Raw genomic sequence first — 26277 nt, 5'->3', positions numbered from 1 at the left:
GCGCGTCGCTATGCAGAATCGCTGCGATTGCGCGGACATGGGAATCCAGTTGCTGACGGTCCTCGGGGGTCATGACTATCACCGAATAGAAACGATATCTTCTAGGATATTTTTTCTACCATGAGCGGATGACGTGCTCCCTGAGTAAGGGCGATCGTCACAAACTCTTGCACCAACGTTCCTGCGTTTTGAGTGGTTGGTTCAGCAGAAATGGCTTGCTGGCCATAGATTGGGCCGTCGCCCAGATCTTCAAATACAGGAATATTAGCAGGACCGGAAAATTCAGTGTCTAGCGCTTCCTGAGTGGAGTTGACGCCAAAAAGGGTGATCTCCTCGGTAGAGCTGCTTGAGTAGTAAACATCCTGAAATAGCGACAAGCTGCCACTCTCAATCGGTGATGACAAACCACTTACATCAAAGACAAAGAAAGATCGATATTCACCATTACCAGGAGATGGGGTGTTCCCAAAGAAATTTCCTGTAAAGGTGTTGCCCGTGTCAATTCCATCTACTCGTTCATTCGTTAGGCCGTTCTGATTAAACCAACCTTGATTTCCAGCACCCAGGATAAATGTTGCGGCTTCTGCGGAGCTGCAAAGTAAAGTTGCCGTAATTACACTCAGAGAACTTGTAACGCCTCTGACAAGGAAAGTTCTCATACAAAATCCTCGATTCTTGATTGCATAGACGACAAAATGTCTCAACCGTTCCTGTAATCCTGCTGTCGTAAGACAATCGCGCAGGCTCGTCTGCAAATCAAACTGATCGGCTGATTAATATCTAATGCATCCCTGGACAAGGGGGAAACTACGCATCCTCGCCAAAAAAATCAGCACATCTGATCTTTTCCGAGAGCCTATTCCTAAATTCACAACATTCATAGTTGTTTCAGGAAATCTGGAAGTAATTCACCCTTTCATTTCATCCATGTTGATTACTGGAATCACCTGCATACTTAATGTGGCTTCTGTGGTAATGAACCTGCATCTATGTGAGCCATATCTTTATGAAGCCTAAAGACACTGGCCCTAAGTGTAAGGGAAGCATGAAATCTAGATCAGAGTTACTACGGTTATTAAATGAAGCAAAATAAAAGAATTACGTACGTCCTAGATATATCGTTTGATTTTCTGAGCTGGGATTACCAGATTATTGACCCTGTTTACATTAAGTGCATCCTGCAAATTGTATAGCTTTCGGACAGCTGCCAACTAGAATTAGCTAGGTTTGGAAACTGTTATTTTGCCTGGAAACGATGGTAGCCTTCACCAAATTATTTAATAGGATAAACGTGCTTTAAACGTGTAAATCAATTTAATCCAACGAAGTAAAAGATTCTGGAATATTCACTAATACTACGATAAAGCCTTTGGTGTCTAAGCTATTAAGCTGAAAAACAAATTATTTTTATGCTTAGTCTTTTCGTTCGATCGCTATTTTTGATTTTTGCTCCAGGCAATTTATGTCAGGTTAGAAGCTTCAGTGGAGGAGTTTTGGGTTTCGAGCTGTCGATGTGTTGTCCTGTTGGCTTTATCCTTGTCATAGGTTTTCTAGTGGTTGGTGGATGGCGTTATGGCCCTGTGCAGCTTGGGTTGAGTTTTAGGGGGTGGGGAGTGGGGAGTAGAGAATGAGGGGTGATTGATTCAAATGGATGTCGCTATAGTCATCTAGGCCGGTAGCCGCTTTGAGCATGACAACATTTACGCTGAATGACCCACCAATGTATTCAGCCGCGCCGGGTGCTTAGCGCCTAGCCAGATGGCTTGTTGTCTTGTTCTAACGGAACTAGCGACGGCTATACTGTTGACAGTTTATGAATAGCCGCTGAATCGTCTCAGTTTGGTTCGCTGTTGACCCTTCATTATTGAATAGGCCATGTCCAGTAAACTGTCCGAAACTTGGCCCGCTTTAGATTTGGATGCCTGGGAAGACACTTATGCGACCTTGCACATGTGGACCCAGATTGTGGGCAAAATTCGTTTGGTGCAAACTCCGTGGATCAACCACTCTTGGCACGTACCACTGTATTTAACCGTTCGAGGACTGACCACCGGACCAATTCCCTACAGCGATCGCATTTTTCAGTTCGATTTTGATTTCTTCGACCATCATCTCAACGTTACGACTAGTGATGGTGAGGTGAGAACCATCAAGCTTTACCCCAGGTCGGTCGCCGACTTTTACCAGGCGGTGATGACTACACTGAAAGATTTGAGTCTTTCAGTGTCCATTATGACGCTGCCTAATGAAGTGTCTGATCCCATTCCTTTTGAACTGGATAAGACTCACACAGCCTATGATGCGGAGGCTGCCCATCAGTTTTGGCGAGTGCTTCTTCAGTGCGATCGCGTCTTTCGCGAGTTTCGGTCTCACTTCTGTGGCAAAGTCAGTCCGGTGCATTTCTTTTGGGGCAGCTTTGATCTAGCGGTGACGCGGTTCTCTGGTCGATCCGCACCGGAGCATCCCGGCGGCGTCCCCAACCTACCTGATGATGTTGCCAAGGAAGCCTACAACCAGGAAGTCAGTAGTGCTGGTTTCTGGCCTGGGGCAGGTTTAGGCTATCCTGCTTTTTACTCTTATGCTTACCCTACACCTGACGGCTTTAAAGACGTTCCAGTACAACCCGAACAAGCATTTTTCAGCGAAGCCCTTGGTGAGTTCCTCCTACCATACAACGCGGTTCGGGAAGCAAAAGACCCCGACCAAACTCTCTTAAGTTTTTTGGAGAGTACCTATGAAGCGGCGGCTAACACTGCAAATTGGGACAAGGCGGCACTCAAGCAATCCTTGTTCAAATAGATAATACTCTCACACCTCTATTGGCAGCCTTACTCGTGTTGCTTAGGAACGAATGAATTTTAAGTTCTCAGTTTTGAGTTTTGAATGATTGAGTCATCGGCGAATCCAAAGCTCAAAGTTGATACTCAAATAAGTTCCCGCTCCTTACGTTGGTTTTAGGGAGTGGGTATAGGGAATGGGGAGCGGGGAACAGAGTGTGTTTGTGCTGCTATACGTGCTTTGGTCAGAATGCTTTGAGGGGAACACCGTCAAAGATATTGATAGCAATCAGCGCTAGAGTAAGCAGTGGCACGATGACGAGGGGCGGCAATGCCAGAAACAGACAGCCCAAAGTCAGTAAAACCAACAGCGATCGCATCGCGATCGCCCGTTGAGGCAGCGAGTTGGGGGATGCCCACTGCAGGATGGTTGTGCCTGCAAGAAAGAGAGCGATGCCGCCGCAGAGCACGGTTCGCTGTTCAGCCGCAAAGGTGTTGTGGTCCGATGTGGCTTCAATCGCAAACTGGACTCCCACTCCAGTTGCGACGATACCCATGAATGTCAATACGTGGCTGTAGCCATAAACATAGGAGCGAAACAGCGCTAGCTTTCCGCCTCGCAGTGCTTGATTAATGGTCGTTTCATCAGCCCGCTCAAAATACATCCACCATAAACTGACTGCCATCAAGAAACCGCTGACGCCCGCTAGGATGGTTTGCCACTGCCAGTCGGTTTGCGCAACTCCAGTCGCCACCGAAACAATGGCTTCCCCCAGGACGATGATGACGAACAGGCCGAATCGCTCATCCATGTGTGAATTCTGCGCAGGGACAGGGCGAATCGTGGCATAGGTGATAGGACCATTGCTGATTTCTATAGCAAGGGCGATCGCCCACAACCAAAATCGGATCGGTTCAGGTGTTGCGATTGACAGTACCCACAGCAAGAACGCGACTGAAAAACTGATGGTGTAGCGGGCTGTTAGTTCTCGCGATTCGGGCACAGACCGCCACGCTTGGGCATATAGACAGATGATTACCAGTCTAAGTGTGCTGTAGATGATGGCGAACTGTTCTGATCTGCCGTGTAGGACATCCGCAATAGTCAGCGCCATCACCACTAACCCCAACATGACGCCCAACATCACCAAACGATAGGGGCCGCGCTCGACATCAAACTGGTCGGCATAATAGCTGAAGTCAATCCACAGCCACCATACCGGAATGAACAGTCCCGTGAAACTGGCGATAATCCACCCGTTCAAATCGCCATGAAGCAAGTGAGCGAGTTCGGCGATCGCAAACACAAACACCAAATCAAAAAATAGCTCTAGCCAAGTCGCATGGCGTGACTGTTCGCGATCGGCAACGCGGCGTACCCGTAAAAGTCTGGAGGAACGGTAGGACATCGACATTTTGGGGCGATAGAACCACCGCTCACCATACACTAATTTTCTTCTGTCAATTCCCGAATTGCGTCCCTAAACACTGATATGGAATGCCTTAGGGATGGATTGCCATGCCCACCCGGCATATCCTGTGTCAGGAAGCAGCCATGATTTTGAGGCTGTGGCAGGGAATAACGGTAGCTTCTCAGTGCGGTTGAAAATTGAGTTGAGCTATTCCTAAACTTGCTCAAAGGGATCTCCAGGAAAGAATTGACCGCTGGTAGGGTGTCGTTAGCGCAGCGTAATGCACCGCAGCCGTTTTTTGGTCAGAAACCTCCTAAATAGGCCGATCGCCATTCTCATACTCGCAATATTCCACTTCCACTGTGGCATCTTGCAAGCCAACAATAGGCGTGTGCTTTACTTTGACGACTTTATAGGAGACGCCGTTGAAATCTATCCATTCATCAACATAGGGCACACGAGACAAATTCAGCATCTTGTCAGCTAGTTTTTCAGCATTGCTGAGGAGACGGTCTCCACAAGCCGATGGAAGCTGAGTTACTTTGAAGGAGACTTTGGCCATGAGAAAGGAAATGTATCTTTGACTGCTTTAGGACATGAATTTAGGTCATTCTATTCTCCCATTCTCTTGAAAGGGGATAGCCGTAGTCATTGAGTTTGAAACCGTTGAGAAAGATAAACGGCCTGCTGCGAAAGGATTGAATCATCCTGCCATTTTTACTTTTGGAAATATTGTTTCTACCCGCTATCAGAATCAATCTGACCATAATCAAGCTTGATGATGCGGTCTGCGACGTGAAAAAAATGATCGTCGTGGCTGATGACCAACACCGTTTTACCGCGCTGCTTAAGGTCGGCGAGTAGCTGCGTATAGAAGACCTCACGAAAAATCGGATCCTGGTCAGCAGCCCATTCATCAAATAAATAGATCGGACGATCTTCAAGATAGGCCGCCAACAACGCCAGTCGTTTGCGTTGTCCTTGGGACAGCTCAACCGTCGAAAGCTGTCCCTTCTGAACCGATACCTTTTTCTCTAATTGCAGTCGTTCGAGATAAGTCTGAGCCAATTTATCGAGCGTTAATTCCTCACCGCTAACTAGACGCTCAAACAGATAGAAGTCAGAGTAAATGACTGAAAAGTGTTGCCGATACCATTCTCGATTAGCGTCTACGATTGGGACATGATCTAGCCGTACCTCTCCTGAATCTGGGACATATAGTCCTGTCATCAGCTTTGCCAAGGTTGACTTTCCGCTACCATTTCCACCGACAAAAAAGACGAGTTCACCTGCTTTCAGGGTCAGATTGATGGGGCCTACGGTGAAGCGATGGTCGGCATCCGTACTCTGATAAGCATACACAACCTCCTCTAATTCAAGGGTGTGCCAAGATGATGGGGATGGCTGCTGTATAACGGTGTCAATTTCGGCGTTTTCAGTCAGGGCCAATCCCATCTCATTGACCTTTCGAATGGAAACGCTAGCGTTCGCCAGCGTTGGCAACTGCTGAACTAAGTTTTCAATTGGGCCAAGCAGGTAGGTCAACGTCAGAATGTAGGCAGGCAACACGGATTGTGCGGTCGGCAACAGCTGGGGAACGCTGAAAAGCAGCAGTCCAATTAAAAGAAAAAATAGAAGCTGTCCTCCTCCCGTTGCCACAGCCGCTATCTTGAAAGCGTTCTTTTGGTAACGTCGGGAGGCCGCAGCACTGACTCCTAAGTCCTCTTCAACAAAGCGGTGGCGACGTATTGAATTCAGCTTAAGTTCTTTGATGCCGTCCGTAAGGCTACGAAAATGCTGGAATAGACGGTCAACTTCTTGACGAGCCTGTTGCAGGTAGTGATGGGCGGAATTGATCAGAGTTTGAACTAAGGTAATTGCTGCGCCAATGAAGATTACCGTCACGGCAAACACCCAGCCTGATAGCCAGCTGAGATAAACAGCACAGCCCGCAATGACTGCAATATCAACGCAAATGTAGGGAATGACAAAAACAGTGTCCGAAATAGCCTGTACGTCTTTTGTCAAAACTGCTAAGAGTTGACTGGGACCCAACTCTTCCAGCTGACGGAGCGGGGCTGAGAGAATGCGTTGACTAAGACGCAAGCGTAGCTGATAAACCGAGTCCTGCGCTAAATCAATGAGTAGAAACTGTGCCAGCATGCCGCTGATCAGGGCTAGCAGAACGAGTCCGGCAAAGAAAGCGATCGCAGGGGATGGTGTCCTTTCGTTGAGGTTCGCATTAACGAGACCAATAAGCCATGCACTGCATCCACCGCTAACGATGCCCATCACAATCGCAACGACCACACGAACCCATGAGGCCCTAATCAACAACCAAAGAATATCCATAGGGCAATTGACGAAGAACAATCTGAAAACGCGAAGCTTCAGGCAGAAGTCCTACAATTCTGAAGACGAATCGGAGCGATCGTGCTTTGTGATTGTGCCAGTTTGAGGGTTACAGCCGTCGTCCGTTCCGACACAATAAAACTACCCGGCTATGGTGCATTACGTTGCGCTAATAACACCCTACTAGGGGTAAATTCTTTTCTGGAGATCCCCTAAATCACCGGAGAGTCTTCAATGCCAGCCCCACAATCCCACACTACCTCGGAACGCAGTGATAATTTCAGCACCAAGAGTTCTGTCTAACCTACGGGAAGCCACTAGGCCTACAGCGTTTACCATAACCCTGTATAAAGAAAAAGAGCCGAGCCATTTTTTCCAAGATGCCCTCTTTTCTACCCCCTTGGTATCTCAAATCAGGGTTTGCGATGACCCTGTATGTCGCCAAGATTGCCAGTCAATCTTGGCAAGGCAGCACACCTGCTCCAGAACCTAATTATCAAGGACATGTTTTCTCCGGTGCAGATCATGTTCCCATCTATGGCATTGTTGCGGTTCCGCCTCGCCCCAAAGGAAGCATTGTAGGCACATATGGCATCACGGGTGAACTTGACAACCAATGGTTTCTCAAAATCTTGGGCCGTAAAGCTTTTGCTCAAGGCTATGCAGTAGTGCTATTTGACTGGCGCGCTCATGGCAGAACTGCTGTTTTGTCCCCCACATTAACGTCTGACGGTTTGTATGAGGGTGAGGACTTTGTGCAGATAGCAGCTCAGGCTAAAGAATTGGGATGTCCAGCACCATTTTGGTTCACGGGCTATTCTCTAGGCGGACAATTGGCGTTGTGGGGGATTAAAACTTCTCAAGCTATCGAATCCGCGCAGATTTCCAGTGAGGAGATTAGAGGAGGGGCTGTTATCTGTCCTAGTCTAGATTCAGAGCGATCGCTTCGCTATTTAGTTTCTCATCCCCTAGGCAAGTACATTGAAAAGGCGATCGCGCAACAGCTCAATCAATTGGCGTGGAAACTGCATCAAGATCACCCTGGAGCATTTGATCCTGCCGCTATTGAACGCGCTGATAGCATTTGGGGTTTCGATCACGAACTCGTCATCAGTCGTCTTGGCTTTGAATCAGTTGAAGACTACTATACTGCTAGCAGTCCCTTGCCCCTGCTACCTCACCTGACAAAATCGACCCAGATTCTGTACGCAGCCGACGATCCGCTGTTTGATCCCACTCTGGTTCCTGATCTGCAAAAAGCATGTGCTCAAAATTCAGCTATCGATCTGGTTTTGACTGAACACGGCGGGCACGTAGGTTATATCAGCAGTCAAGAAGGACAGGAAATCGCAGGCGATCCTGATCCCTGGTGGGCCTGGAACCGTGTTCTTGACTGGATTAACGAGCGCTCGTAAAAGTCTGCAAAAATAACTCCAAGCCCTACAATCTGGGCAATCATCCTACTCCAATTCCTGCAGCTACTTCAGCATGCATGTGAGTCAAGCAAACCCCATTCCATGTTTCCGGCTCCCTTAAAACACTGAGATGTACTTGACCAAGCTGCACAGGGCCATATATGAACCTATCGCCCAGAAGCATGTTGTTCATCTGCTGGATGCTGTTCCAACACCTTAGCTAAATACCGTCCTGTGTAGGAGTTGGGATTCTGAGCAACTTGCTCGGGTGTTCCAGTAGCTACAATTTCGCCGCCGCGATCGCCTCCCTCAGGTCCCAGATCAATGATCCAGTCGGCACAGCGAATCACATCTAGATTGTGCTCAATAGTCAAGACAGAATTGCCCTTGTCGACCAAGCGCTGCACCACATCCAGGAGTTTGTGAACGTCATAGAACGAAAGGCCCGTCGTGGGTTCGTCAATTAGATACAGAGTTTTACCCGTGGCTCGACGGGCAAGTTCGGATGCCAGCTTCATGCGCTGCGCCTCGCCGCCAGAGAGCGTCGGTGCCGTCTGCCCCAATCTCACATAGCCCAAACCCACGTCCACCATCGTTTGCAAACGAGAGGCTGCCTTAGGAATATTTTGAAAAAAGTCGAGGGCTTCCTCCGCCGTCATTTCCAGAACATCGGCAATAGTCTTTTTCTTATACTTCACCTGTAACGTTTCCCGGTTGTAGCGTGCCCCCTTACAAACTTCGCACTGCACGTATACGTCTGGCAGAAAGTTCATTTCAATGACGTTGACGCCTTGACCGCTACATGCCTCGCAGCGTCCTCCTTTCACATTGAAGGAGAACTGCCCGGCTTTATAGCCTCTTGCCTTGGCTTCAACCGTATTGGCAAACAATTCTCGGATAACGTCGAATACCCCTGTATAGGTAGCAGGATTGGAGCGAGGGGTTCGCCCAATCGGAGACTGATCGATCACGATCGCTTTATCGACAGCTTTCAGACCCGCTATTTTCTCCAACTGGTTAGGAAAAGGAATTTTGCTGCCAAAGTTATGCATCAGCGCTTTATGCAGCAGATCGTTAACCAGGGTTGATTTGCCAGATCCCGATACTCCAGTCACACAGACCAGTTTGCCGAGGGGAATCTCAACATCGATGTTTTTGAGATTGTTGCGGTGAGCGTTGATGAGCTTGAGCGATCGCTTATTGCCCTGGCGTCGTTCCTTAGGAGTGGGAATGGAGCGCCGTCCCGATAGATAGGCACCCGTCAAAGAATCAGCTGCACTGGTCAGCGCCTTTAGGTTGCCCTCAGCCACAATACCGCCACCGTGAACCCCTGCCCCCGGACCAATATCGACCACATGGTCCGCTGCACGAATCGTATCTTCATCGTGCTCTACCACGATTAGGGTATTGCCAATATCTCGCAGATGATGGAGTGTGCTTAGCAGGCGATCGTTGTCACGCTGATGTAGGCCAATGCTCGGCTCGTCCAGCACATAGAGGACCCCCGTCAGACCAGAGCCAATCTGAGTTGCTAGGCGAATCCGCTGGGCCTCCCCACCTGATAACGTCATCGCTGTGCGGTGCAGGGTGAGGTAGTCCAAACCCACATCCAGCATGAACTGCAAGCGGGCGCGAATTTCTTTCAACACCAAATCACCAATCTGTTGCTGTCGAGAGGTCAGCAAAGGGGCTTCACCAGCCTCACCCACGAGTTTCTTAACACGTTCTAGGCACTCTCGAACGGACACGTTAGTGAGATCGTTGATGTTGTAAGGGCCAATACGAACCGAAAGGGATTCTGGCTTCAGCCGAGCGCCGTGGCAAACTTCGCAGGGTTGATCAATCAGATACTTTTCAAGCTTTTGCTTGTAGCTGTCCGAGGAAGTTTCTCGGTACTGGCGCTCCAGCATTGGCAGAACACCTTCATAGGTCCGAAAATATCCTTTCTTATCGCGATATCGAGAATCCGTTTCAATATAAATTTTCTCGCTGGAGCCATGCAGGATAATTTCTTGCTGCTCTGGGGTGAGGGTTTCCCATCGAGACTGGATTTCAAACCCGAAGGCTTGCCCCACGCTATAAAGCAAAGAGAAATAGTAGGTATTATCTTTTTCAGACCAAGGGGCGATCGCGGCATATACCGGCAACGTTGGGTCGGGTATCACCAACTCAGCCGAGAACGTCCGTAGGCTACCTAGACCATGACAATGAGGACAAGCTCCATAGGGTGAGTTGAAAGAGAATAATCGAGGCGATAACTCCTCCATCACCGCACCATGTTCAGGGCAGGCAAAGTTCTCTGAGAAGACCATCTCCCTAGGCAAAGCTTCAGGGGTCTCAGTTACCGCATAGCTCCCCCCTTTTTCTGCCGCCGCAGGCAGTTGATTTGACGAGCCATTGGGATTCAAAGGTACGATTTTGTTGTCAGTATCAGATTGCCGTTCTGGCAAAATGTCAATTACTGCAATTCCCCCTGATCGCTTTAGACATGTCGTCAGCGAATCGGCCAGGCGTTCCTGCAAACCGTCCTTCTTCACCAAGCGATCTACTACAACCTCAATAGTGTGGGCATAATTCTTATTCAGTTCAATATTGTCATTGAGGTCTCGAATTTCTCCATCCACACGAACCCGCACAAAGCCTTCCGCCGCCAACGCCGAGAGTAGCTTCTGATGAGTTCCCTTCTTACCACGCACCACAGGAGCCAGAATCTGAAAACGAGTTTTGTCCGGTAGATCCAGTACCTGATCCAGCATTTGGTCCAGGGTTTGAGGAGAAATGGAGCGACCGCAATGGGGACAGTGGGGTTCCCCTGCCCGTCCAAAGAGAAGTCGCAAGTAGTCGTAGATTTCAGTTACCGTTCCTACAGTAGAGCGAGGGTTATGCGACGTCGATTTCTGGTCAATAGAGATGGCTGGGCTAAGTCCCTCAATAGCATCCACATCGGGTTTATCGACTTGACCCAAAAACTGTCTGGCATACGCACTTAGGGACTCTACGTAGCGACGTTGACCTTCAGCAAAGATAGTGTCGAAGGCGAGAGAAGACTTACCAGAACCAGAAACACCTGTAAAAACAATAAGCTTGTTTCGAGGCAACTCTAAATCGATATTTTTTAGATTGTGTTGTCGTGCACCCCTGACGCGAATGATGTCGTCTTCAGGCAACGATACCGAGCGATGACCATTACCGTTCAAGCCTTCATGAGTAGAGGGCTTAGCAGAGGAGGAAGACCGGGGCATAGTGCGGAACCTAGCACGTCAAAACCTGTCGCCGTTAACCCAAGGCAAAAAAGCACGGCAACACTTCTTCACACTATAACCTGTGATCTCCCGTCCTGTAGGCGGTTTGAGAGAATATCTGCTGTAGGGGACGAAAGGAGGAATAAAGATACAGCTTCACCCATGTTGCTTAAGCTGAGATCTTGCACTAGTACATCAGCATCCTGCATTTGCCCCCTTAAATCCCCCAATTCTGGGGGACTTCGATCTCAGAACCCCCCAAATTTGGGGGCAGGGGGCCCAGACCAAGCAATGTCGGGACAACTGCAAGATCTGAGTTAAGTACATTCCCAAGGGAACAGAGAGTAGGGAACAGGGAACAGAATGGACTTGTTTCACTTGCACACCGCCATAAACAGATAAAGGCAACAGGCAGAATCAAGCCTGAACGGACCTTGTGCAGCATTGAACCATCAACCGTTATAAGTCTCAGAATCCTACTTTAGTCAGGAAACTCATCCTCCATCATTTTTTTGTTATTCTGCCGCTTTTAGGGGAGAGCTGTCGGCAGAGATTGATTGATGAGCCGCTCGTAGGCTTCCTGCGCGAGCTGAAAGTTGGCTTGAAGTTTGACGGCTTGTTGATAAGAAGAGATCGCCTCTCGATAATCCTCTAGCAGTTCTGCGACTCGTCCTAACTGATACCAAGCCCAGTGATTTTGAGGTTGCAGACGAGTAACATTACCGTAAGCTTTTGCGGCTCGTTTAGAGTGACCCAAATCTTCCAATACGGTCCCTAATCGGAACCAGGCAACATGATCGTCGGATTGTAGGCTAACGACTGTGTTGTAGGCGATCGCGGCCTCAGCGAGCTGTTTCTGATTTTCTAGCGCCATCCCCCGCATCAACCATAAGGTGGCATCTTGTGGAGCCTCCTTCAAAGCTTGATCACACGCTTCAATAGCATCATCGTAATGCTGTAGCGTGTACAACTGATCGACCCGGCGTAACAAGATGAGAAGCTGTTTGCGGTTTTCTTGGGCTAAGGCGAAATCGGGCTTTAGTTCAATAGCGCGATCATAGGACGATAATGCTTCGTCAATGCGCTCCAATCGTTCCAGGAGTTCACCTCGGTCAGCCCAAGCCCAATAGTTTTTAGGCTGAAGCTTGAGAACTTCATCATAGGCCGTCAAAGCGTCGTCCAATTTTTCCAACTGCTCTAGCGCTTTGCCAAGCTTGAGCCAAGCTAGATAATCTTCAGGCTGGCGCTGAGTCACGATTTTGTAAGCAGTAACGGCTAGCGCATACTCCTCAATATTTTCCAACGCCATGCCTAATTTGAACCAAGCTGTCATCGCATGGGGCTGAACTTTGACAACCTTCTCATAGCAGCGAGCTGCTTCGCGAAAACGGCTTTGCTCAAATAGCTCATCTGCTCGTTCCAACCAAGCAACGTGCGCTTCAAGTGCCTGAGAACTGAGGTCAATTTGCGGAATGAAAATAGGAATGGAAGGACCGACTGCCTGCTTGAGGGCAGTCAGCGCTTCATGGGCTGACGGATATCTTTGACGATGGTCATAGCGCACCATCGTATCTAAAACTTTTGATAGCTCAGGTTTGACAGATGCGAGTTCGTGCCACATCAGCTCGCTGGTTCGAGGTTCTTTGGGAATGCGCTTGGGATCAAGTCCGGTAAGGGCCTGTAATGCCAAAATTCCCACTGCATAAATGTCACTACTTAGACAGGGATGTCCAGCGAGCTGCTCATTGGGCATATAACCGAGCGAACCAATAGCCACTGTCATACTCATCTGTCCTTGTTGCTGAACGGGTTGGGTGCTTACCTGCTTCACCGCACCGAAGTCAATAAGAACAATTTTGCGATCGCTTTGCCGACGAATGAGATTGGATGGCTTGATATCACGATGAATAACATGGTTATCGTGAACGGTACATAGGGTCGTCAAGATATCCTGAATGATTTCGACGGTCTGGGTCTCAGCTAAATGGTGGCTAGCACGAATTTCCTCACTCAGCAGCGAGCCTTCAATAAACTCCTGCGCCAAGTAAAACTGTTGGTCTTCTTCAAAGTGAGCTAACAGCCGGGGAATCTGATCATGATTACCCAACACGTACAGTGCCTCGGCCTCAGCGTGAAAAAGGCGTCGAGCTGATTCCAGCTGTTCACTATCGGAAGTCCGTGGCTGTAGACGCTTGACCACGCAGCGAGGATGGCCCGGCAAGTGCAAATCCTGAGCCAGGAACGTTTGCCCAAAACCGCCACCTCCCAGATGCTGAAGGATATGGTATCGGCTACCCAAAATATAAGAGGACGCTTGGTTGCCCCCTTGGATGCCATCTGCAACCATGTCTCAAGTCACTTAGAAAAGTTTCACGTAGCTGCTTAGTAGCTGCTCACCCAATGGGACAAGACCCAGTCATTCTGTAACAGTTTCAAAGCCATAACAGCCAGAGTGATTTCGCTGAACGCTACTCTACTAGACCTTTGCAGACCGTTTACGTAGATAGACTGAAAAGCGGATTCTACTCGACAGCGTGACTGATAATCGGTCCTAGTGATGGAACTGCTAGCCTCTGCACAATGCAAACTGTAGATACATGCAACTCTGTTCATTGCCTGAACAATCATGGGTTTGAAGGACTAACAGCGTTGAGAATCGCGTGCTCTCTATACAATTTTGCTGCTGAGTTCTCAAAATGCCTTATCGACAAAGAGCCTTTATGGAAGATTCATTTTCTGATGAGGATACCTAAACTTATCCTGACGGAAGGATATTGATAGGTCATAACTTTATTCGGTGCTTTTGCTGTAACGTTTAACACTTCAATTAGCTGGGCGTTTGGCACCCCGTTTAACTAATAGAGCTTCAACAGCCGTAGCGGTCATCGGCTTGGAAAAGTAATAACCTTGCCCAAATTCACAGTTGAGCTCTTTTAATAGATAAAGCTGAATATCTAGCTCAATTCCTTCAGCGGTAACGTCCATATCAAGGGTCTGAGCTAGCGTCGTAATCGTTCGAACAATCTCTAAACTATCGACCTCAAGGTGCATACGGCTTACAAAAGACTTGTCGATTTTTAGATTATTGATGGGCAGTCGGCTGAGATAGCTGAGAGAAGAATATCCTGTTCCAAAATCGTCGATGCTGATGTGAACGCCTCGTTGACGAATTTGATTCAAAATCTCGATGGTGCTTTCTGTTTTTTCGACGAGGACGCTTTCGGTAATCTCCATACGAATGCAATGTCCAGACAACCCAATGTCGTTGAGAACATAATCTAGCGTCTTGATGAGGTGTGGATCGCGTAGCTGCTGGCTGGCAATATTGACATTAATTTTGAGGTTGCCGTACTTGGGATCGATGAGTTGCCACTGTTTGAGCTGACGACAAGCCGATTCAAAGATCCAATTACCCAAAGGGACAATTAGACCAATTTCTTCTGCAATATGAATGAATTCATCAGGACGCACGATTCCTTCATCCGGATTTTGCCATCTAACTAATGCTTCAAAACCTACGACCTGCTCATCCTTTAAGGCGATGATGGGCTGATATCGCAGCTCAAATTCGTGACGCTTTAAACTAATGTGCAAATCGTTCTCTAGCTTCATGCGTCGCATCGTTTGAGCATGCATTGCCTGATCAAACAATTCATAACCGGCGCGATGGTTTTCTTTCGCTCGATACATCGCAATGTCAGCATCGCGAAGCAAGTCAGGGCCTGTTTTATACGCTTGAGTAGCCATTACAATCCCAATACTGGAACCTGTGTGAACAGTGTTTCCGTTAATTTCAACGGGACTGTTGAGTTCTGCCTGAATCTTTTTGACACAGTTGATGACGGCTGACGTTTCAGTCACCTCATCTAACAGGATTGTGAACTCATCGCCTCCTAAACGAGCAACAGTGTCGCCTGCTCGGACACAATTAAGTAATCGATCAGCTACCTCAATTAAGAGCTGATCGCCCGCAGCGTGACCCAAGCTATCGTTAACAACTTTGAATCGGTCTAAATCCAAGAACAGCACTGCAAACCCATAGCTAGGCGAGCGACGTTGTCGGGCTAGTGACGTTTCGAGCCGATCTACAAAGAGCGTACGATTAGGGAGCTGAGTTAAACCATCGTGCAGAGCATCGTGAATCAGCTGCTTTTCGGCACGCTTGCGATCGCTAATGTCTGTAATGATGCCCTCAACACGCACTGATACGCTATTGCTTTCTCCCACCACAATATGGCTACGATTCCGTACCCAACACGTCCCACCCTCAGGAAGCAAAACACGATATTCGATGTCGATATTCCCGCGAATGGTAATCGTATTCATGCTTTCGACGACCTCAAGGCGATCATCTGGATGAATGATGTCAAACCAGAGCATACTATTGCGAGAGAAGTCTTCTAGCGGACGCTGATAGATTCGGGCAGCAGCTGGATTCAGGTAAAGAATTTGAAATGGTTGCACGGATGCGGACCAAACAATGTCCTGAAGTGTATCTAAAATGCTTTCAAGTCTTGCCTCACTCGCTCTTAGGCGATTATGCATAGCCTGCAGTTGCAATGTCCGCTGAACGACACGCTGTTCCAACTCATTGTTCAATTCATCAAGCCGCTTGCGAGCTAATTGCAGCTCGATTTGGTTGCGAATTCTGACTAAGATTTCTTCAATTTGAAAAGGTTTAGTAATGTAGTCTACGCCACCTATCTTAAAAGCTCTGATTCTATCGAAAGCTTTATCAGAATCACTAATAAACAAAATAGGAATATGCTGAGTTTTCGAGTCCGCCTTTATTTGCTGACAGACTTCATATCCATTCAGAACAGGTGCATGAATATCCAACAAAATAATATGAGGCAAGGCAGAGTCGAGTGCTTTCAAGGCTGCTTCTCCGCTATTAGCAAATCTCACTTTGTAACGATGACTCTTCAGAGTCTGGCAGAGAAAACTACAGTTTTCAGCACAGGTATCGACGATTAAAATCTCACCTTGAGAAGCAATTTCCACTCCTGAGCAAACAACGTCTATATCCAAACGACTAGCGGCATCTGAAGGTTTATGCATTGAAGTCCACAGAAACAAGCCATCAACAACATCCGAGGTCTTCTGAAAAATCTGCTCTGGGATTCCTAAAAGCCCTTGATCCAAACCTATAATCTTTTAAGCATTGAGCGTACGTCATCGGAATATATACGCTGAAGCTTGCTATTTTTGACCCACGTAAATACAGCAATCATTATCAAAAATATAAAATTTTGAACAAGAAAAACTCTTCCTGAAATACGCATTTCATAAATTTCAGAAAAAAGTTATTAGACTACCTTTAAAGTCGTATTCATTTCTCTTTTTAACTAACAAAAAGTCTATTCGTCTGACCGATTTCCTCAGAGAGTACGATCATATTACCCCTTATTTGTGTTCAATGTCGTCTAATCAACAACATTGAAGCAGTCTTAACGTTGGGGTACAATTCTTGAAACTACGAAAAAATAAAAAATGATTAAAAAGTGGCATTACCTTATTCATACGGATATTTGCCAAGTGGTCATAGCAGGAGTTGTAGAAACTAGATGATTTCCCTGAGAAATAACATGACAGACGACGGCTCGATCCCGAATTGCCGCGATCGCATCCTCCGCATTTATAACGATCAGGTTGGCAGGTTTACCGATTTCGAGCCCATATCTATCGGAAATTTGAAGTGTTTTGGCACCATTTGTCGTAATCATTTCGTAGCAGGCAATTAACTCATCTTTTCCAGTCATTTGGCAAGCATGAACCGCCATTGAAGCAACTTCTAATAAATTACCGCTCCCCAAGTTGTACCAAGGATCCTGAATGCAGTCGTGCCCCAGACTGACGTTCAATTTGTTTTGCCAAAGCTCTTTAACACGAGTTAATCCGCGTCGTTTGGGATAGGTATCTGTTCTGCCTTGAAGCGTTAAGTTGATTAGAGGATTAGAAATGAAGTTAATGCCAGCTTGCTCTATAAAACCCATGAGTTTAAAGGCATAGGCATCGTTGTAGGAACCGAATGCCGTTGTATGACTAGCGGTTACTCGCTCTCCCATATTTCGGCGGATGGCTTCTGCTGCCACTACTTCCAAAAACCGAGATTGCTCATCGTCGATTTCGTCACAGTGAATATCGATGAGTCGGTCATATTGCTGGGCTAAATCGAAAACGTATTGAATAGACCTGACGCCATCCTCCCGTGTCAGCTCGTAGTGAGGGATGCCGCCCACAACATCAGCTCCAAGTTCAAGCGCTTCTCGCAGCCGTTCAGCATTGCCAGTTCCGCTGTAGATGCCGTCTTGGGGAAAGGCAACCACTTGTAATGTAAGCCAATCTTTAACCGCTTCGCGGACCTCTAGTAGAGCCTTAAGAGGAGTTTGAGTCGGTTCACTGACATCAGCATGGCTGCGAACAAACAATACGCCTTGGCTAGCTTGAAGCTTCAACGCAGCGATCGCCCGCTCCTTCACATCCTCAATCGACAACGATTGCTTCCGTTCTCGCCAAATTTCAATGCCCTCAAATAGCGTGCCGCTCTGATTCCATCGCGGTTGACCTGCCGTCAATGCCGAATCCAGGTGAATGTGAGATTCTACGAACGGCGGACTGATGAGCCTTCCCTCTAGGTCGATGACCTGATCAGAAGAAACATCCAGATGAGGGCCAATATCAGCGATCGCACCGTCTTGAATTGCCACATCAACCGTGGCTTCGGGATCTGTCACTAAACGACCTTGACGCAGCAATAAAGAAGTCATGGGAACAGAAAGAAGCAATGGAGCAAACTATAGCCTCTATCACTTGTTCTGTCATGGCTAGGAGCGGTGTAGGTTAAAGCCCCTCTTAATAAAGTTGTAGCCATGCCGTTCCAGATCACTTATCCACGCCAAAGCCTACTTTGTATGAAGCGTGAATTCATGCTTCACCTGTCCTTTCCCTCCGTCTCAAACAGGGTTCTTGCAATCACCGCAACACCACAAACAGATATACGGTGTCGTCGTAACTCTGCTGCCGCAATCTTGACCGTCGTTCCCGTAGTGTAGATGTCATCTAGCAGCAGCACTGGTCGTTGGGGAGGTCTCCGCAAAAAAGCTGGACCCAGAGCAAAAGCCCCTGCCAAATTTTGCTGTCGCTCTTGCAGACCTAGACTGAACTGGGGCACGGTGGCAACCCGGCGAATCAGACCTGTGGTGTGCAAAGGTAATCCTGTTTGCTCACAAAAAGCCCTTGCCAGCAGCTCTGCCTGATTAAATCCTCGTTTTCGCTGTTTCGCACGATGCATCGGAATTGGAACCACCAGAGGCGATCGCTGCAACTGGATAGGAAACTGCTGCCAATGATGGCCCAAAGCCTTCCCCAACGGCATCGCCAACTGCGGATTATTGTCGTACTTCAGTGCTGCGATCGCTTGCTTTAGGCCGTCTCGATAATCGCCCCAAGCAAACAACACCAATGCGTCCGGCGTGGTAGATGCGGGTTGAGCCTGAGCGCATTGTTGGATCTGCCGCCAACAGCTGGTACAAAGTTCTGTGGGGGCGGAGCGATCGCACAAAGGACAATTTTGATGCAAGAATAAATCTGATAGGCCCTTAAGAGATCGAATCAACATTTTGGTAATCCTGCTTTGGTGAAGATGCATGATTCTCTGTGAACTGATTCAACAGAGAACGGCGTTACAGCTCTAAGTTCTGTGGGATGAATCAGCATGGGACTGAACACAGTCAGATTCAAATTCGCACCATCTCTGACTAACCTTTTGAGATAGAAAATCACGTGTTAGTGTCATGAACCTCGTCCAGCTAACAGGCAGCAATGGCTGTGGGTTGTTTTACAAAAATTTCAAAGGCCCACTTCGGTGTATCTATTGTTTCCATATATTTTCTTGATGTGACAGGGTGAAAACAATGAGAAATCTTTCCAGGTTTTCTCTAGTTCGCTTTTAGACTTAAGCAACTTCGCTGGTCCAGCCACACATTTGCGAACAGTGAACAACATCGCCATGCTTCAGGCCTATCGCTGCTAATCCATATCGGTCCTTCTTCTGGATTTTCATGATCTCGTTCCATCCGCTCAAAGCGATCGCAGATGATACCCCTCAGCAAATAGGGGAAATGGCCCACTTGCTACATCAGCTTCAGCGGGAAGGACAGTCGATACCAGACAGTTGGATTGTCCCCGCCGCAGAGTTTCGGAAGACATTACAAAAGCTGACTGCCCGCGAACCCCTTTATGCAGACTGGCCCCATCTACTTTGGCAGTCTAAGGAATATTCTGTGTCGCACTTGGCTAGGCGACTTCAGCATCCCCTACTGAACTTGTCACTGAGCCTTCCCTGGCCTGAGTCACTGCTTGGAGTTGAAGGGACAGTCGTGCGGCTTTGGCCCTCGTTGTGGTTTGGCAACGATATGCCTACAATCCCCTTCACGCAAATGTTGGAAGCTCCTTTGTGTTGGGCAGAGCCTGAGGCTCTGAATACCGCTGTCAAACGGCTTTGGCTCTCGGTTTTGAATGCTAAAAGTCTGACATTTTGGAACAGATGGAGCCAAACCCATTCGGTTACGCCTCCCGATCATCCAAGCGAAATAGAGGTGGCGATTGTTGTTCAGCGGATAGATCCAACAGTATTATCCGGTACGCTGACCGTTCAAGCTAATCAGATGGTGCTTGAGGCGGTGTGTGGTTTACCGGAAGCGATCGCAGAATGCTACCCCGATACCTTTCGGGGGCGTTTACCCGACTCTCCTCGTTTCAAATGGCAAGCAGGATATCAAGAGCAAAGCTATCATCTTGCCAATCATGCTCTGTCTATCTATTCGTCTAACAACTGCTGGGTAACTCGCCCACAAACACAAACCGCTTTGGAGATCGTTAATGAGACGACAGCAGCACAGCTGTGGACGTTAGCCAAGCGGCTAAATAGCTGGTCAGATCGCACCCTGCGTGTCGGCTGGAGTTTGACGGACTCAGGCGACACGCTGCAGGTGCTCTGGGCTGGCTGGTGGCCGATGGTAGCCCCGCCCCCTTCAACATCGGTGAACCAAACTCGTCACCCAGCTTCGGGTTACGCTGCCTCTGGCGGCAAAAGTGAAGGAATTGCGCTTGTCCTCAAAACAGATAGCCCTCTTCCAACCTCGGCTCATCGGCATATTGTGGTGGCATCAGAAGTGCTGCCGGAGTGGTTGCCGCTTCTGAAGACAGCCGCTGGTATTGTCTCTGAAAGGGGTGGTTTGACTAGTCATGCTGCTGTGCTTGCCAGAGAGTTAGGTTTACCCGCCATTGTCGGTATGCCTCAAGCCACTGAACGCTTTCACACGGGCGATATCTTACGTTTAGATGGCGATCGCGGTCTCATAGAAACCCGATCTGTTTTATCAGAGGAAACATGGGCTGCAACGGCGACCTTTGCGCCACCATCGTCGGCTTTGAATAGGGCTGATCAAACTAAAATCTGGCTGAATCTAAGTCAACCTGACACTGTAGCCGCAATTGCATCACTGCCTGTTGCAGGTGTTGGGCTATTGCGATCAGAATGGCTGATGATGTCGGTGCTAGACCGCCAGCATCCTTATCAGTGGATCAAAGCCGAGCAACAGGAGATCTTGATACAGCGCCTCCTGGAACAGCTTCGTCCTATTCTACAAGCCTTTTTTCCTCGCCCTGTAAGATACCGAACTTTAGATATTCGCTCAAACGAGTTTGCTCAACTTACGGGTGCTCCCGCAGTTGAATCGAATCCCATGATTGGACTACGGGGAGCCTTCAGCTACCGTCAGCATCCGGCTTTCTTTCAACTGGAACTCGAACTTCTGAACAGATTGCAGAACGAGGGATACGATAATTTGCACGTTATTCTGCCGTTTGTCCGCACAGTGGAAGAATTTATTGACTGCAAGAACCTCATACAAGCAGCTGGTCTCGATCAGAGCGAGCATTTTAAGCTATGGATCATGGCAGAAGTGCCTTCAGTACTTTTTCTACTCCCTCGCTATGTAGCGGCGGGTGTTCAAGGCATCGCCATCGGCTCCCATGACCTCACTCAACTCCTGCTGGGAATTGATCGAGACCAAGGTCTTTTTTCGGAGTATTTCGATGTAGTTCACCCAGCTGTTGAAATGGCGATCGCTCAACTCATTCAACACGCTCGCAGTCTAGACATTCCCTGTCAGCTGTGTGGTGTTTCACCTATACTGCACCCCAGTTCCGTTGAAGCGACTATTCGGCAAGGAATGACAGACATTTCGGTTGATGTTGCAGCGCTAGAGGCCATGTCACAGATTCTTCATCGCATTACAGAAGAACAATAGAGTCAATCCTGTTTTCATCTCAACATAATCAACAAGCCGTTAGAACATCGGTTCGATTCAATACCCGTAGATCTTCTTCATCAAGCTCGTCAGGGACACCATTCCGAATCAACTCGGCAAAATCTTCATTAGGTACCATGATGCAAAGCATGTAGAGGCGATCGCTGCCCACATTGCGAACTTCATGAATGCCACTGTTAGGAATGAGAATACTATCCCCCGTCCGTAGAGGCACCACTTTACCATCACAAACCGCTTCTCCTTCTCCCTTGATTACGTAAAACATTTCAACAGCAGCACGGTGATGGTGAGAGGGAGTTTTGCCGCCAACATCGAAGATTTCTACACAATAGGTCAGCGAAACATCGGCTGTTTTGGGATCGAACACCAACGCTAATCGGTTGCGATCGTCTGGATGAATACGAAAGACCTGATAATCCCTGTGAGATTTAACAATCGGAATTCGACAGGCTTGAGAATCCGCTGAGGTAGAAGTCTGTTCTGTCATAAGAGATTGTGTCATAGCTGACTAACATGCTGTCCAGCATTGATAGAGTGGCAAAAGCGTTTCCAGAACACAGAATATCTTGATCAATTTTGTAGGTAACAAGTCAATTTGGAGACGAAAATTCAGCTTTTTTTATGAGATCCATAGAGCAGCATAAAGGGCTGAAGTTAATGAGAAACCCTACACATCGCAGGATAGTCAATCCTCGCCAAACCTAACGCAACAACTTCAGCTTTGTGAAGAAATGCTACTTATGAACGTATGCGATCGCTAAGAGAAAAATTGTGCTGAGTTTAGCAGCTGCGGAACGAAAGAAAAAGCGATTAAATCGAAACGCATACATCTCAGAAAATATCAGTACATCAAAAGATGTATAAATTTACAGCTGTTAGGTTTTCAATTAATGCAACGAAGCTGACATCAACTGTTCTTTGAAGTCGCTCTCTCAGCATCTTGGCAGAACTTCAGCTCTAGCTTTGTCTGAATCAATACTCACTAGAGTGCCGCTATTCAATTTGACAGCAAATTACAGCTTTAGCGTCATCTAGGCTTGTGCATCCAGTAGTCTCCGGGGCCTCAGCACATAGCCAGATGACTTGCCGTCTTGTCCTAACGAAATCAGCGACAGCTACAGTTCAGCATTGAAAGAATAAAGAACAAGGACGCCTCAATCTCATCAACTCGCCATAAGGCATGCCTACAAAGTTCCACCATCCGATGCCTCTAGGCGCTTCTGCCACTCAGCATCCAGCTTTTCGCGCTGTTCGTATTCTTGCTCAGTCAAATCCTTAGCCGTAGTGTAGGCCAGATCAGCCTCAGTCACTACTGTTTGAGCGGCAAACTGACGAGCGAAGTCGATCTTCTCATGAAGTTCAGGACCAGCAGCGTTGAGGGCCATTGCCCGTTCTTGCCGCTCTTCGTTGCGGTGGGCGATCGCAGCATTCCGACGCTGAACCCAGAAATAGCGGATGGCTGGGATACTCAAAAATGCAGTGCCGTATCCTAACAAGATCCAATAAATACCGTTGACGAAGGCAATGAAGCCGCCCAGTTCAGCGACAACAGACTGATCCTGTAAGAGTCCACCCAGCACTAGTGCACCGACGAAGTTGAAAATCCCTAAACCGATTGCTCCAGCAATCTGTCCGCTGCTAGCCTCACTGAACTTTTGAGGAATCTCTTTGAGATAAGCAGGAACGGCTAACCGCCCCCGATCACGAGCTGTCACCTGTAATTCAGGGAAGTGGTAGATGATGTCGCCTTTAGGACTGACTTCAGGGATGCCGTTGAATCTAGTTAAGACAGGCAAAGCATAATCTTCATCTTCCTTAGCCCAGCCCTCGCCAACATTATCTAAATAAGGAACAATCTGCTCAGCGACGATCGCACCACCATTGTTCTGAATCACGGTGCCAATTTCTTGCCAGCGACGCTCCTCCAAATCAGCATTGGGATTTCCATCACCGAATAGGAAGGAGAAGATCGCTTCCAGGAAATTCATGTTGCTATCGTCGGCGCGGCCTCTGGAACCTCCACGGCTAACCCGCTGACGACGACGTCCGTAGCGTGTGTCGTAATTGAAAAGCCAATATAGGTCACCAATCCAGAAGCGGGGGATGAAGATCATGCCACCACCGCCAAAGCCACCCCCTCGGTCATCATCTTTTTGAGAGGCTGATGACAACGCAATGAGTAGGATAGCGATCGCAACCATAATGACCACAATCGAAAGTAGCAGCAGAATGCCGAAAGAAATTCGGATGATGTAGAACAGAACGCTCCAGACGCGCTCCCACGTCTGCTGAAACCGAATGCGCCAATATTTGTTGCGGAGAATAGCGCGAAAACTTTTAGGGAACTCGTAGGCAATCTCGCCCGCATCGGAAACCTGTAAGTGAGCCTGAGTATCGGCAGCAAGGGCATTCAATCCTTGCTGGGCCATATTCAGGTCAAGTCCTGCCTGAGCCGCCACATCGCCAACCGTAACGCGATAGCCCAAAGACTCAACGGCTTTCATCACAGCGGTGTTTTGGCTCATACCGACTCCTTGCGTAGTTTTAATGCAGGCAGATAGCAAGGCATGGCGATCGCTATCATCCGCCCAATTTTCCAGCAGTAGATTGGAGGTAACAGATTTTAGACTCTCCAGTCTTTTCTACATCAACCAGTATAGAAATTCGCTTCGTTAATCGTCTGAGATGATGCCCGTATCATGAAGCGGATTCCCGAACAACTGACAATCATCTGCTGATTGGGAATTTGGTTTCTGGTGAAATGACTTACCCATTGAGGCTGCGGTGCATTATTGGCTTGAATGCACTTTACGACGATTAGAGCTTTAATTTTCTTCCCAACGGTTGGGACTCTCAATGCTGCTGCCTTCGTCCATTGAACTGACCGGGGTGCTGGTGACTTCTTCCAATCGGCTGACCTCGAACACAAGGCGAAAGGGACGCCCCATTTCATCGGCGACAAACTTTTCCAATAGATCGACTTGAACGGGGGTTACAGGAGCCGTGGCGTAGACGGTCAGGTTGACGGCGGGAGGATCGAGGAACCAGTCAGTTTCCATGGCGACAAGTCTTAGGCGCTGAAAGGTAATTGTCCTATCTAGAAGTGCTCGCCTGAGGTTGGACTCCAATCGATCCTGTCGAATGAGCTTGTATGAGGTAAATCCTAGTGGTACAAGCAACACAGCTGTCAAGGCAAGCGTGAGACTAAGGGGACGACGCGCCCGGTCTAGAGGAGAATAGCCTGCCCAAAGGAAAGCCACCATACAAGCCAATGTGATTCCCAACAGGTTAGTGATATAAAGCAGCATGGCACCCAGCGCAGTTTGAAATTCAAACTTTGCCAACCATAAACCCACCACGCATAGAGGCGGCATCAAAGCGACCGCGATCGCTGTTCCTGCCAGTGAACTCGACAGCTTAGTCTCAATTTTGGCAAACCCCGCTAGCGCACCCGCCGTGATGGCAATTCCCAAATCCAACAAAGTAGGACGAGTACGTCCCCAAACTTCGCTGCCGTAGTTTGAAAGGTTGACCATCATTCCTAGCAGCATTGATACAGCGATCGCCAAAGCCGTGCCAATACAAATGGCGCGAATGCTAGTACGGATTAGGTCTCGATCAGCTTCTAAAATGCCAAAGGACAGTCCCCGAATAGGCAGCATCAGCGGCGCAATGAGCATAGCCCCAATAATCACAGCCGTACTATTAGCCAGCAAGCCGAAAGTTGCAATTACACAGGCCCCCAGGGTCAAAACCTTAAAGCTATTGCCGGGTCTAGCCTCATCGAATAGACTCTCAGACATATGCTTCAGCGCTTGAGGCGATACGCGACGCCCTTCGGTAAGGTACTTCTTACGAAACGCTTGAATCCATTCTTTAAGTACCAGCATAGGCGTACCAGGGGCTAGGAAGACACCATTCAGTCTATGTTGCCCTTAAGCCATTGAGGATGTTCAAGAATAAAAAGGACAAATCAATGACACGTTGGGCTGTTTTTGTTGGGCTGTTCGGGCAGATAGTGTTGCGCAGCTATAGCCGTCGCTAGTTCCGTTAGGGCAGGACGGCGAGCCATCTGGACTATGGGCTAAGAATCTAAATGTTTTAGATACACAAGCCTAGATGGCTAAAGCGATAGAAGGGGGGGAGAGGAAATGGCACTCATTATTTGTCCGGGTGTTCACGATGAATTGTTGAGCGATCGCTTCATCACAGTCTTGCAGAAAGCATTACTGGCCGAAGAATTCGTTCCAGGTAACCAGACTGAAGCTTGTCGTGTTCTTCCAACTCAGCGCTATGTGCCCTTTGATGGTCTTGCCGTCTGGTCTTATGTGCAGGCAATGGCACCGCCTAGAGAGCCCCTATTTCTGATTGGCTTTAGTGCTGGAGTGGTGGGGGCAACTGCGGCAGCCAATCTGTGGCGAGGGCAGGGACGCCGTGTTGCCGCAATGATTGCGATCGATGGCTGGGGCGTGCCCCAGGTTGGCGACTTCCCGTTTCATCGCGTCAGCCACGATTATTTCACTCACTGGAGTTCAGCCATGCTAGGGGCAGGTCTGGAAAGCTTTTATGCCGATCCAGCCGTGGAGCATTTAGATCTCTGGCAATTTCCTGACCAGACAATTGGACGTCAGCTATTCACAGCCGATATGTCTGCCAAGTCAACCCAAACGACCGCGATCGCCTGCATTGCTCAGTGGTTGCTCCACTATGGCTGCCACCCCAAACTACATTTCTCGCCCTAA

The 26277-nt window shown here is 48.3% G+C and carries 16 protein-coding genes; 4 read left to right on the top strand and 12 right to left on the bottom strand.

Going from position 1 to position 26277, the window contains the following annotated elements:
- Window positions 1-101: 101 nt before the first annotated feature.
- Window positions 102-659 carry a hypothetical protein gene (locus PN498_RS04015; RefSeq protein ID WP_272061394.1) on the bottom strand — a complete coding sequence of 186 codons (558 nt, stop codon included), beginning with the start codon at window positions 657-659 and terminating at the stop codon, window positions 102-104.
- Window positions 660-1875: 1216 nt separating this feature from the next.
- Here PN498_RS04015 and PN498_RS04010 point away from each other — a divergent pair.
- Window positions 1876-2799 (top strand): DUF5996 family protein, encoded by a 924-nt coding sequence (locus PN498_RS04010; RefSeq protein ID WP_272061393.1) that lies wholly within the window; start codon window positions 1876-1878, stop codon window positions 2797-2799.
- Window positions 2800-3022: 223 nt separating this feature from the next.
- On the opposite strand, the gene PN498_RS04005 is transcribed toward PN498_RS04010, so the two are convergent.
- The 3 genes from PN498_RS04005 to PN498_RS03995 all read right to left on the bottom strand — a co-directional run bounded on the left by PN498_RS04005 (window position 3023) and on the right by PN498_RS03995 (window position 6541).
- Complete coding sequence (locus PN498_RS04005; RefSeq protein WP_272061392.1) at window positions 3023-4186, bottom strand: low temperature requirement protein A; 1164 nt, start codon at window positions 4184-4186, stop codon at window positions 3023-3025.
- Between the two features lie 316 nt (window positions 4187-4502).
- On the bottom strand, window positions 4503-4751 hold the full coding sequence (locus PN498_RS04000) for a hypothetical protein (protein WP_272061391.1): 249 nt from the start codon (window positions 4749-4751) through the stop codon (window positions 4503-4505).
- 176 nt (window positions 4752-4927) lie between these two features.
- Window positions 4928-6541: a cyclic peptide export ABC transporter gene (locus PN498_RS03995; RefSeq protein WP_272061390.1), complete on the bottom strand. Its 1614-nt coding sequence runs from the start codon at window positions 6539-6541 to the stop codon at window positions 4928-4930.
- A 380-nt stretch (window positions 6542-6921) separates the two neighbouring features.
- On the opposite strand from PN498_RS03995, the gene PN498_RS03990 reads away from it, so the two are divergent.
- Window positions 6922-7956 carry a YheT family hydrolase gene (locus tag PN498_RS03990; protein WP_272061389.1) on the top strand — a complete coding sequence of 345 codons (1035 nt, stop codon included), beginning with the start codon at window positions 6922-6924 and terminating at the stop codon, window positions 7954-7956.
- Between the two features lie 167 nt (window positions 7957-8123).
- Here the strand turns inward: PN498_RS03990 and uvrA are convergent, their stop codons facing one another.
- The 5 genes from uvrA to PN498_RS03965 all read right to left on the bottom strand — a co-directional run bounded on the left by uvrA (window position 8124) and on the right by PN498_RS03965 (window position 18819).
- Window positions 8124-11198, bottom strand: coding sequence for an excinuclease ABC subunit UvrA (uvrA, locus tag PN498_RS03985; protein ID WP_272061388.1), 3075 nt, complete (start codon window positions 11196-11198; stop codon window positions 8124-8126).
- A gap of 529 nt (window positions 11199-11727) precedes the next feature.
- On the bottom strand, window positions 11728-13545 hold the full coding sequence (locus PN498_RS03980) for a serine/threonine-protein kinase (RefSeq protein WP_272061387.1): 1818 nt from the start codon (window positions 13543-13545) through the stop codon (window positions 11728-11730).
- Between the two features lie 476 nt (window positions 13546-14021).
- Window positions 14022-16259, bottom strand: a complete 2238-nt coding sequence (locus PN498_RS03975) for a GGDEF/EAL domain-containing response regulator (RefSeq protein WP_272061386.1) — start codon at window positions 16257-16259, stop codon at window positions 14022-14024.
- 458 nt (window positions 16260-16717) lie between these two features.
- Complete coding sequence (codA, locus tag PN498_RS03970; protein ID WP_272061385.1) at window positions 16718-17968, bottom strand: cytosine deaminase; 1251 nt, start codon at window positions 17966-17968, stop codon at window positions 16718-16720.
- 164 nt (window positions 17969-18132) lie between these two features.
- The gene (locus tag PN498_RS03965) at window positions 18133-18819 is read right to left on the bottom strand and encodes a ComF family protein (protein WP_272061384.1); all 687 of its coding nucleotides are present in this window, start codon (window positions 18817-18819) and stop codon (window positions 18133-18135) included.
- 442 nt (window positions 18820-19261) lie between these two features.
- Between PN498_RS03965 and PN498_RS03960 the strand changes: the two genes are divergently transcribed.
- Complete coding sequence (locus PN498_RS03960; RefSeq protein ID WP_272061383.1) at window positions 19262-21514, top strand: putative PEP-binding protein; 2253 nt, start codon at window positions 19262-19264, stop codon at window positions 21512-21514.
- A 28-nt stretch (window positions 21515-21542) separates the two neighbouring features.
- Here PN498_RS03960 and PN498_RS03955 read toward each other — a convergent pair whose 3' ends face one another.
- The 3 genes from PN498_RS03955 to PN498_RS03945 all read right to left on the bottom strand — a co-directional run bounded on the left by PN498_RS03955 (window position 21543) and on the right by PN498_RS03945 (window position 25425).
- Window positions 21543-22037, bottom strand: a complete 495-nt coding sequence (locus tag PN498_RS03955; RefSeq protein WP_272061382.1) for a cupin domain-containing protein — start codon at window positions 22035-22037, stop codon at window positions 21543-21545.
- A gap of 682 nt (window positions 22038-22719) precedes the next feature.
- Window positions 22720-24060: a hypothetical protein gene (locus tag PN498_RS03950; RefSeq protein WP_272061381.1), complete on the bottom strand. Its 1341-nt coding sequence runs from the start codon at window positions 24058-24060 to the stop codon at window positions 22720-22722.
- Between the two features lie 300 nt (window positions 24061-24360).
- On the bottom strand, window positions 24361-25425 hold the full coding sequence (locus tag PN498_RS03945) for a TIGR00341 family protein (protein WP_272061380.1): 1065 nt from the start codon (window positions 25423-25425) through the stop codon (window positions 24361-24363).
- Window positions 25426-25686: 261 nt separating this feature from the next.
- Between PN498_RS03945 and PN498_RS03940 the strand changes: the two genes are divergently transcribed.
- Window positions 25687-26277, top strand: a complete 591-nt coding sequence (locus PN498_RS03940) for a hypothetical protein (protein ID WP_272061379.1) — start codon at window positions 25687-25689, stop codon at window positions 26275-26277.

It is taken from the genome of Oscillatoria sp. CS-180 (assembly GCF_028330965.1).
GTDB lineage: Bacteria > Cyanobacteriota > Cyanobacteriia > Phormidesmidales > Phormidesmidaceae > Halomicronema.
This window is presented reverse-complemented; position numbering and strand designations above follow the sequence as displayed.

Excerpts from the sequence above, each read along its gene's own strand:
- PN498_RS04015 (WP_272061394.1), bottom strand. The coding sequence starts at position 659 with ATGAGAACTTTCCTTGTCAGAGGCGTTACAAGTTCTCTGAGTGTAATT.
- PN498_RS04010 (WP_272061393.1), top strand. The coding sequence starts at position 1,876 with ATGTCCAGTAAACTGTCCGAAACTTGGCCCGCTTTAGATTTGGATGCC.
- PN498_RS04005 (WP_272061392.1), bottom strand. The coding sequence starts at position 4,186 with ATGTCCTACCGTTCCTCCAGACTTTTACGGGTACGCCGCGTTGCCGAT.
- PN498_RS04000 (WP_272061391.1), bottom strand. The coding sequence starts at position 4,751 with ATGGCCAAAGTCTCCTTCAAAGTAACTCAGCTTCCATCGGCTTGTGGA.
- PN498_RS03995 (WP_272061390.1), bottom strand. The coding sequence starts at position 6,541 with ATGGATATTCTTTGGTTGTTGATTAGGGCCTCATGGGTTCGTGTGGTC.
- PN498_RS03990 (WP_272061389.1), top strand. The coding sequence starts at position 6,922 with ATGCCCTCTTTTCTACCCCCTTGGTATCTCAAATCAGGGTTTGCGATG.
- uvrA (WP_272061388.1), bottom strand. The coding sequence starts at position 11,198 with ATGCCCCGGTCTTCCTCCTCTGCTAAGCCCTCTACTCATGAAGGCTTG.
- PN498_RS03980 (WP_272061387.1), bottom strand. The coding sequence starts at position 13,545 with ATGGTTGCAGATGGCATCCAAGGGGGCAACCAAGCGTCCTCTTATATT.
- PN498_RS03975 (WP_272061386.1), bottom strand. The coding sequence starts at position 16,259 with ATGCATAAACCTTCAGATGCCGCTAGTCGTTTGGATATAGACGTTGTT.
- codA (WP_272061385.1), bottom strand. The coding sequence starts at position 17,968 with ATGACTTCTTTATTGCTGCGTCAAGGTCGTTTAGTGACAGATCCCGAA.
- PN498_RS03965 (WP_272061384.1), bottom strand. The coding sequence starts at position 18,819 with ATGTTGATTCGATCTCTTAAGGGCCTATCAGATTTATTCTTGCATCAA.
- PN498_RS03960 (WP_272061383.1), top strand. The coding sequence starts at position 19,262 with ATGATCTCGTTCCATCCGCTCAAAGCGATCGCAGATGATACCCCTCAG.
- PN498_RS03955 (WP_272061382.1), bottom strand. The coding sequence starts at position 22,037 with ATGACACAATCTCTTATGACAGAACAGACTTCTACCTCAGCGGATTCT.
- PN498_RS03950 (WP_272061381.1), bottom strand. The coding sequence starts at position 24,060 with ATGAGCCAAAACACCGCTGTGATGAAAGCCGTTGAGTCTTTGGGCTAT.
- PN498_RS03945 (WP_272061380.1), bottom strand. The coding sequence starts at position 25,425 with ATGCTGGTACTTAAAGAATGGATTCAAGCGTTTCGTAAGAAGTACCTT.
- PN498_RS03940 (WP_272061379.1), top strand. The coding sequence starts at position 25,687 with ATGGCACTCATTATTTGTCCGGGTGTTCACGATGAATTGTTGAGCGAT.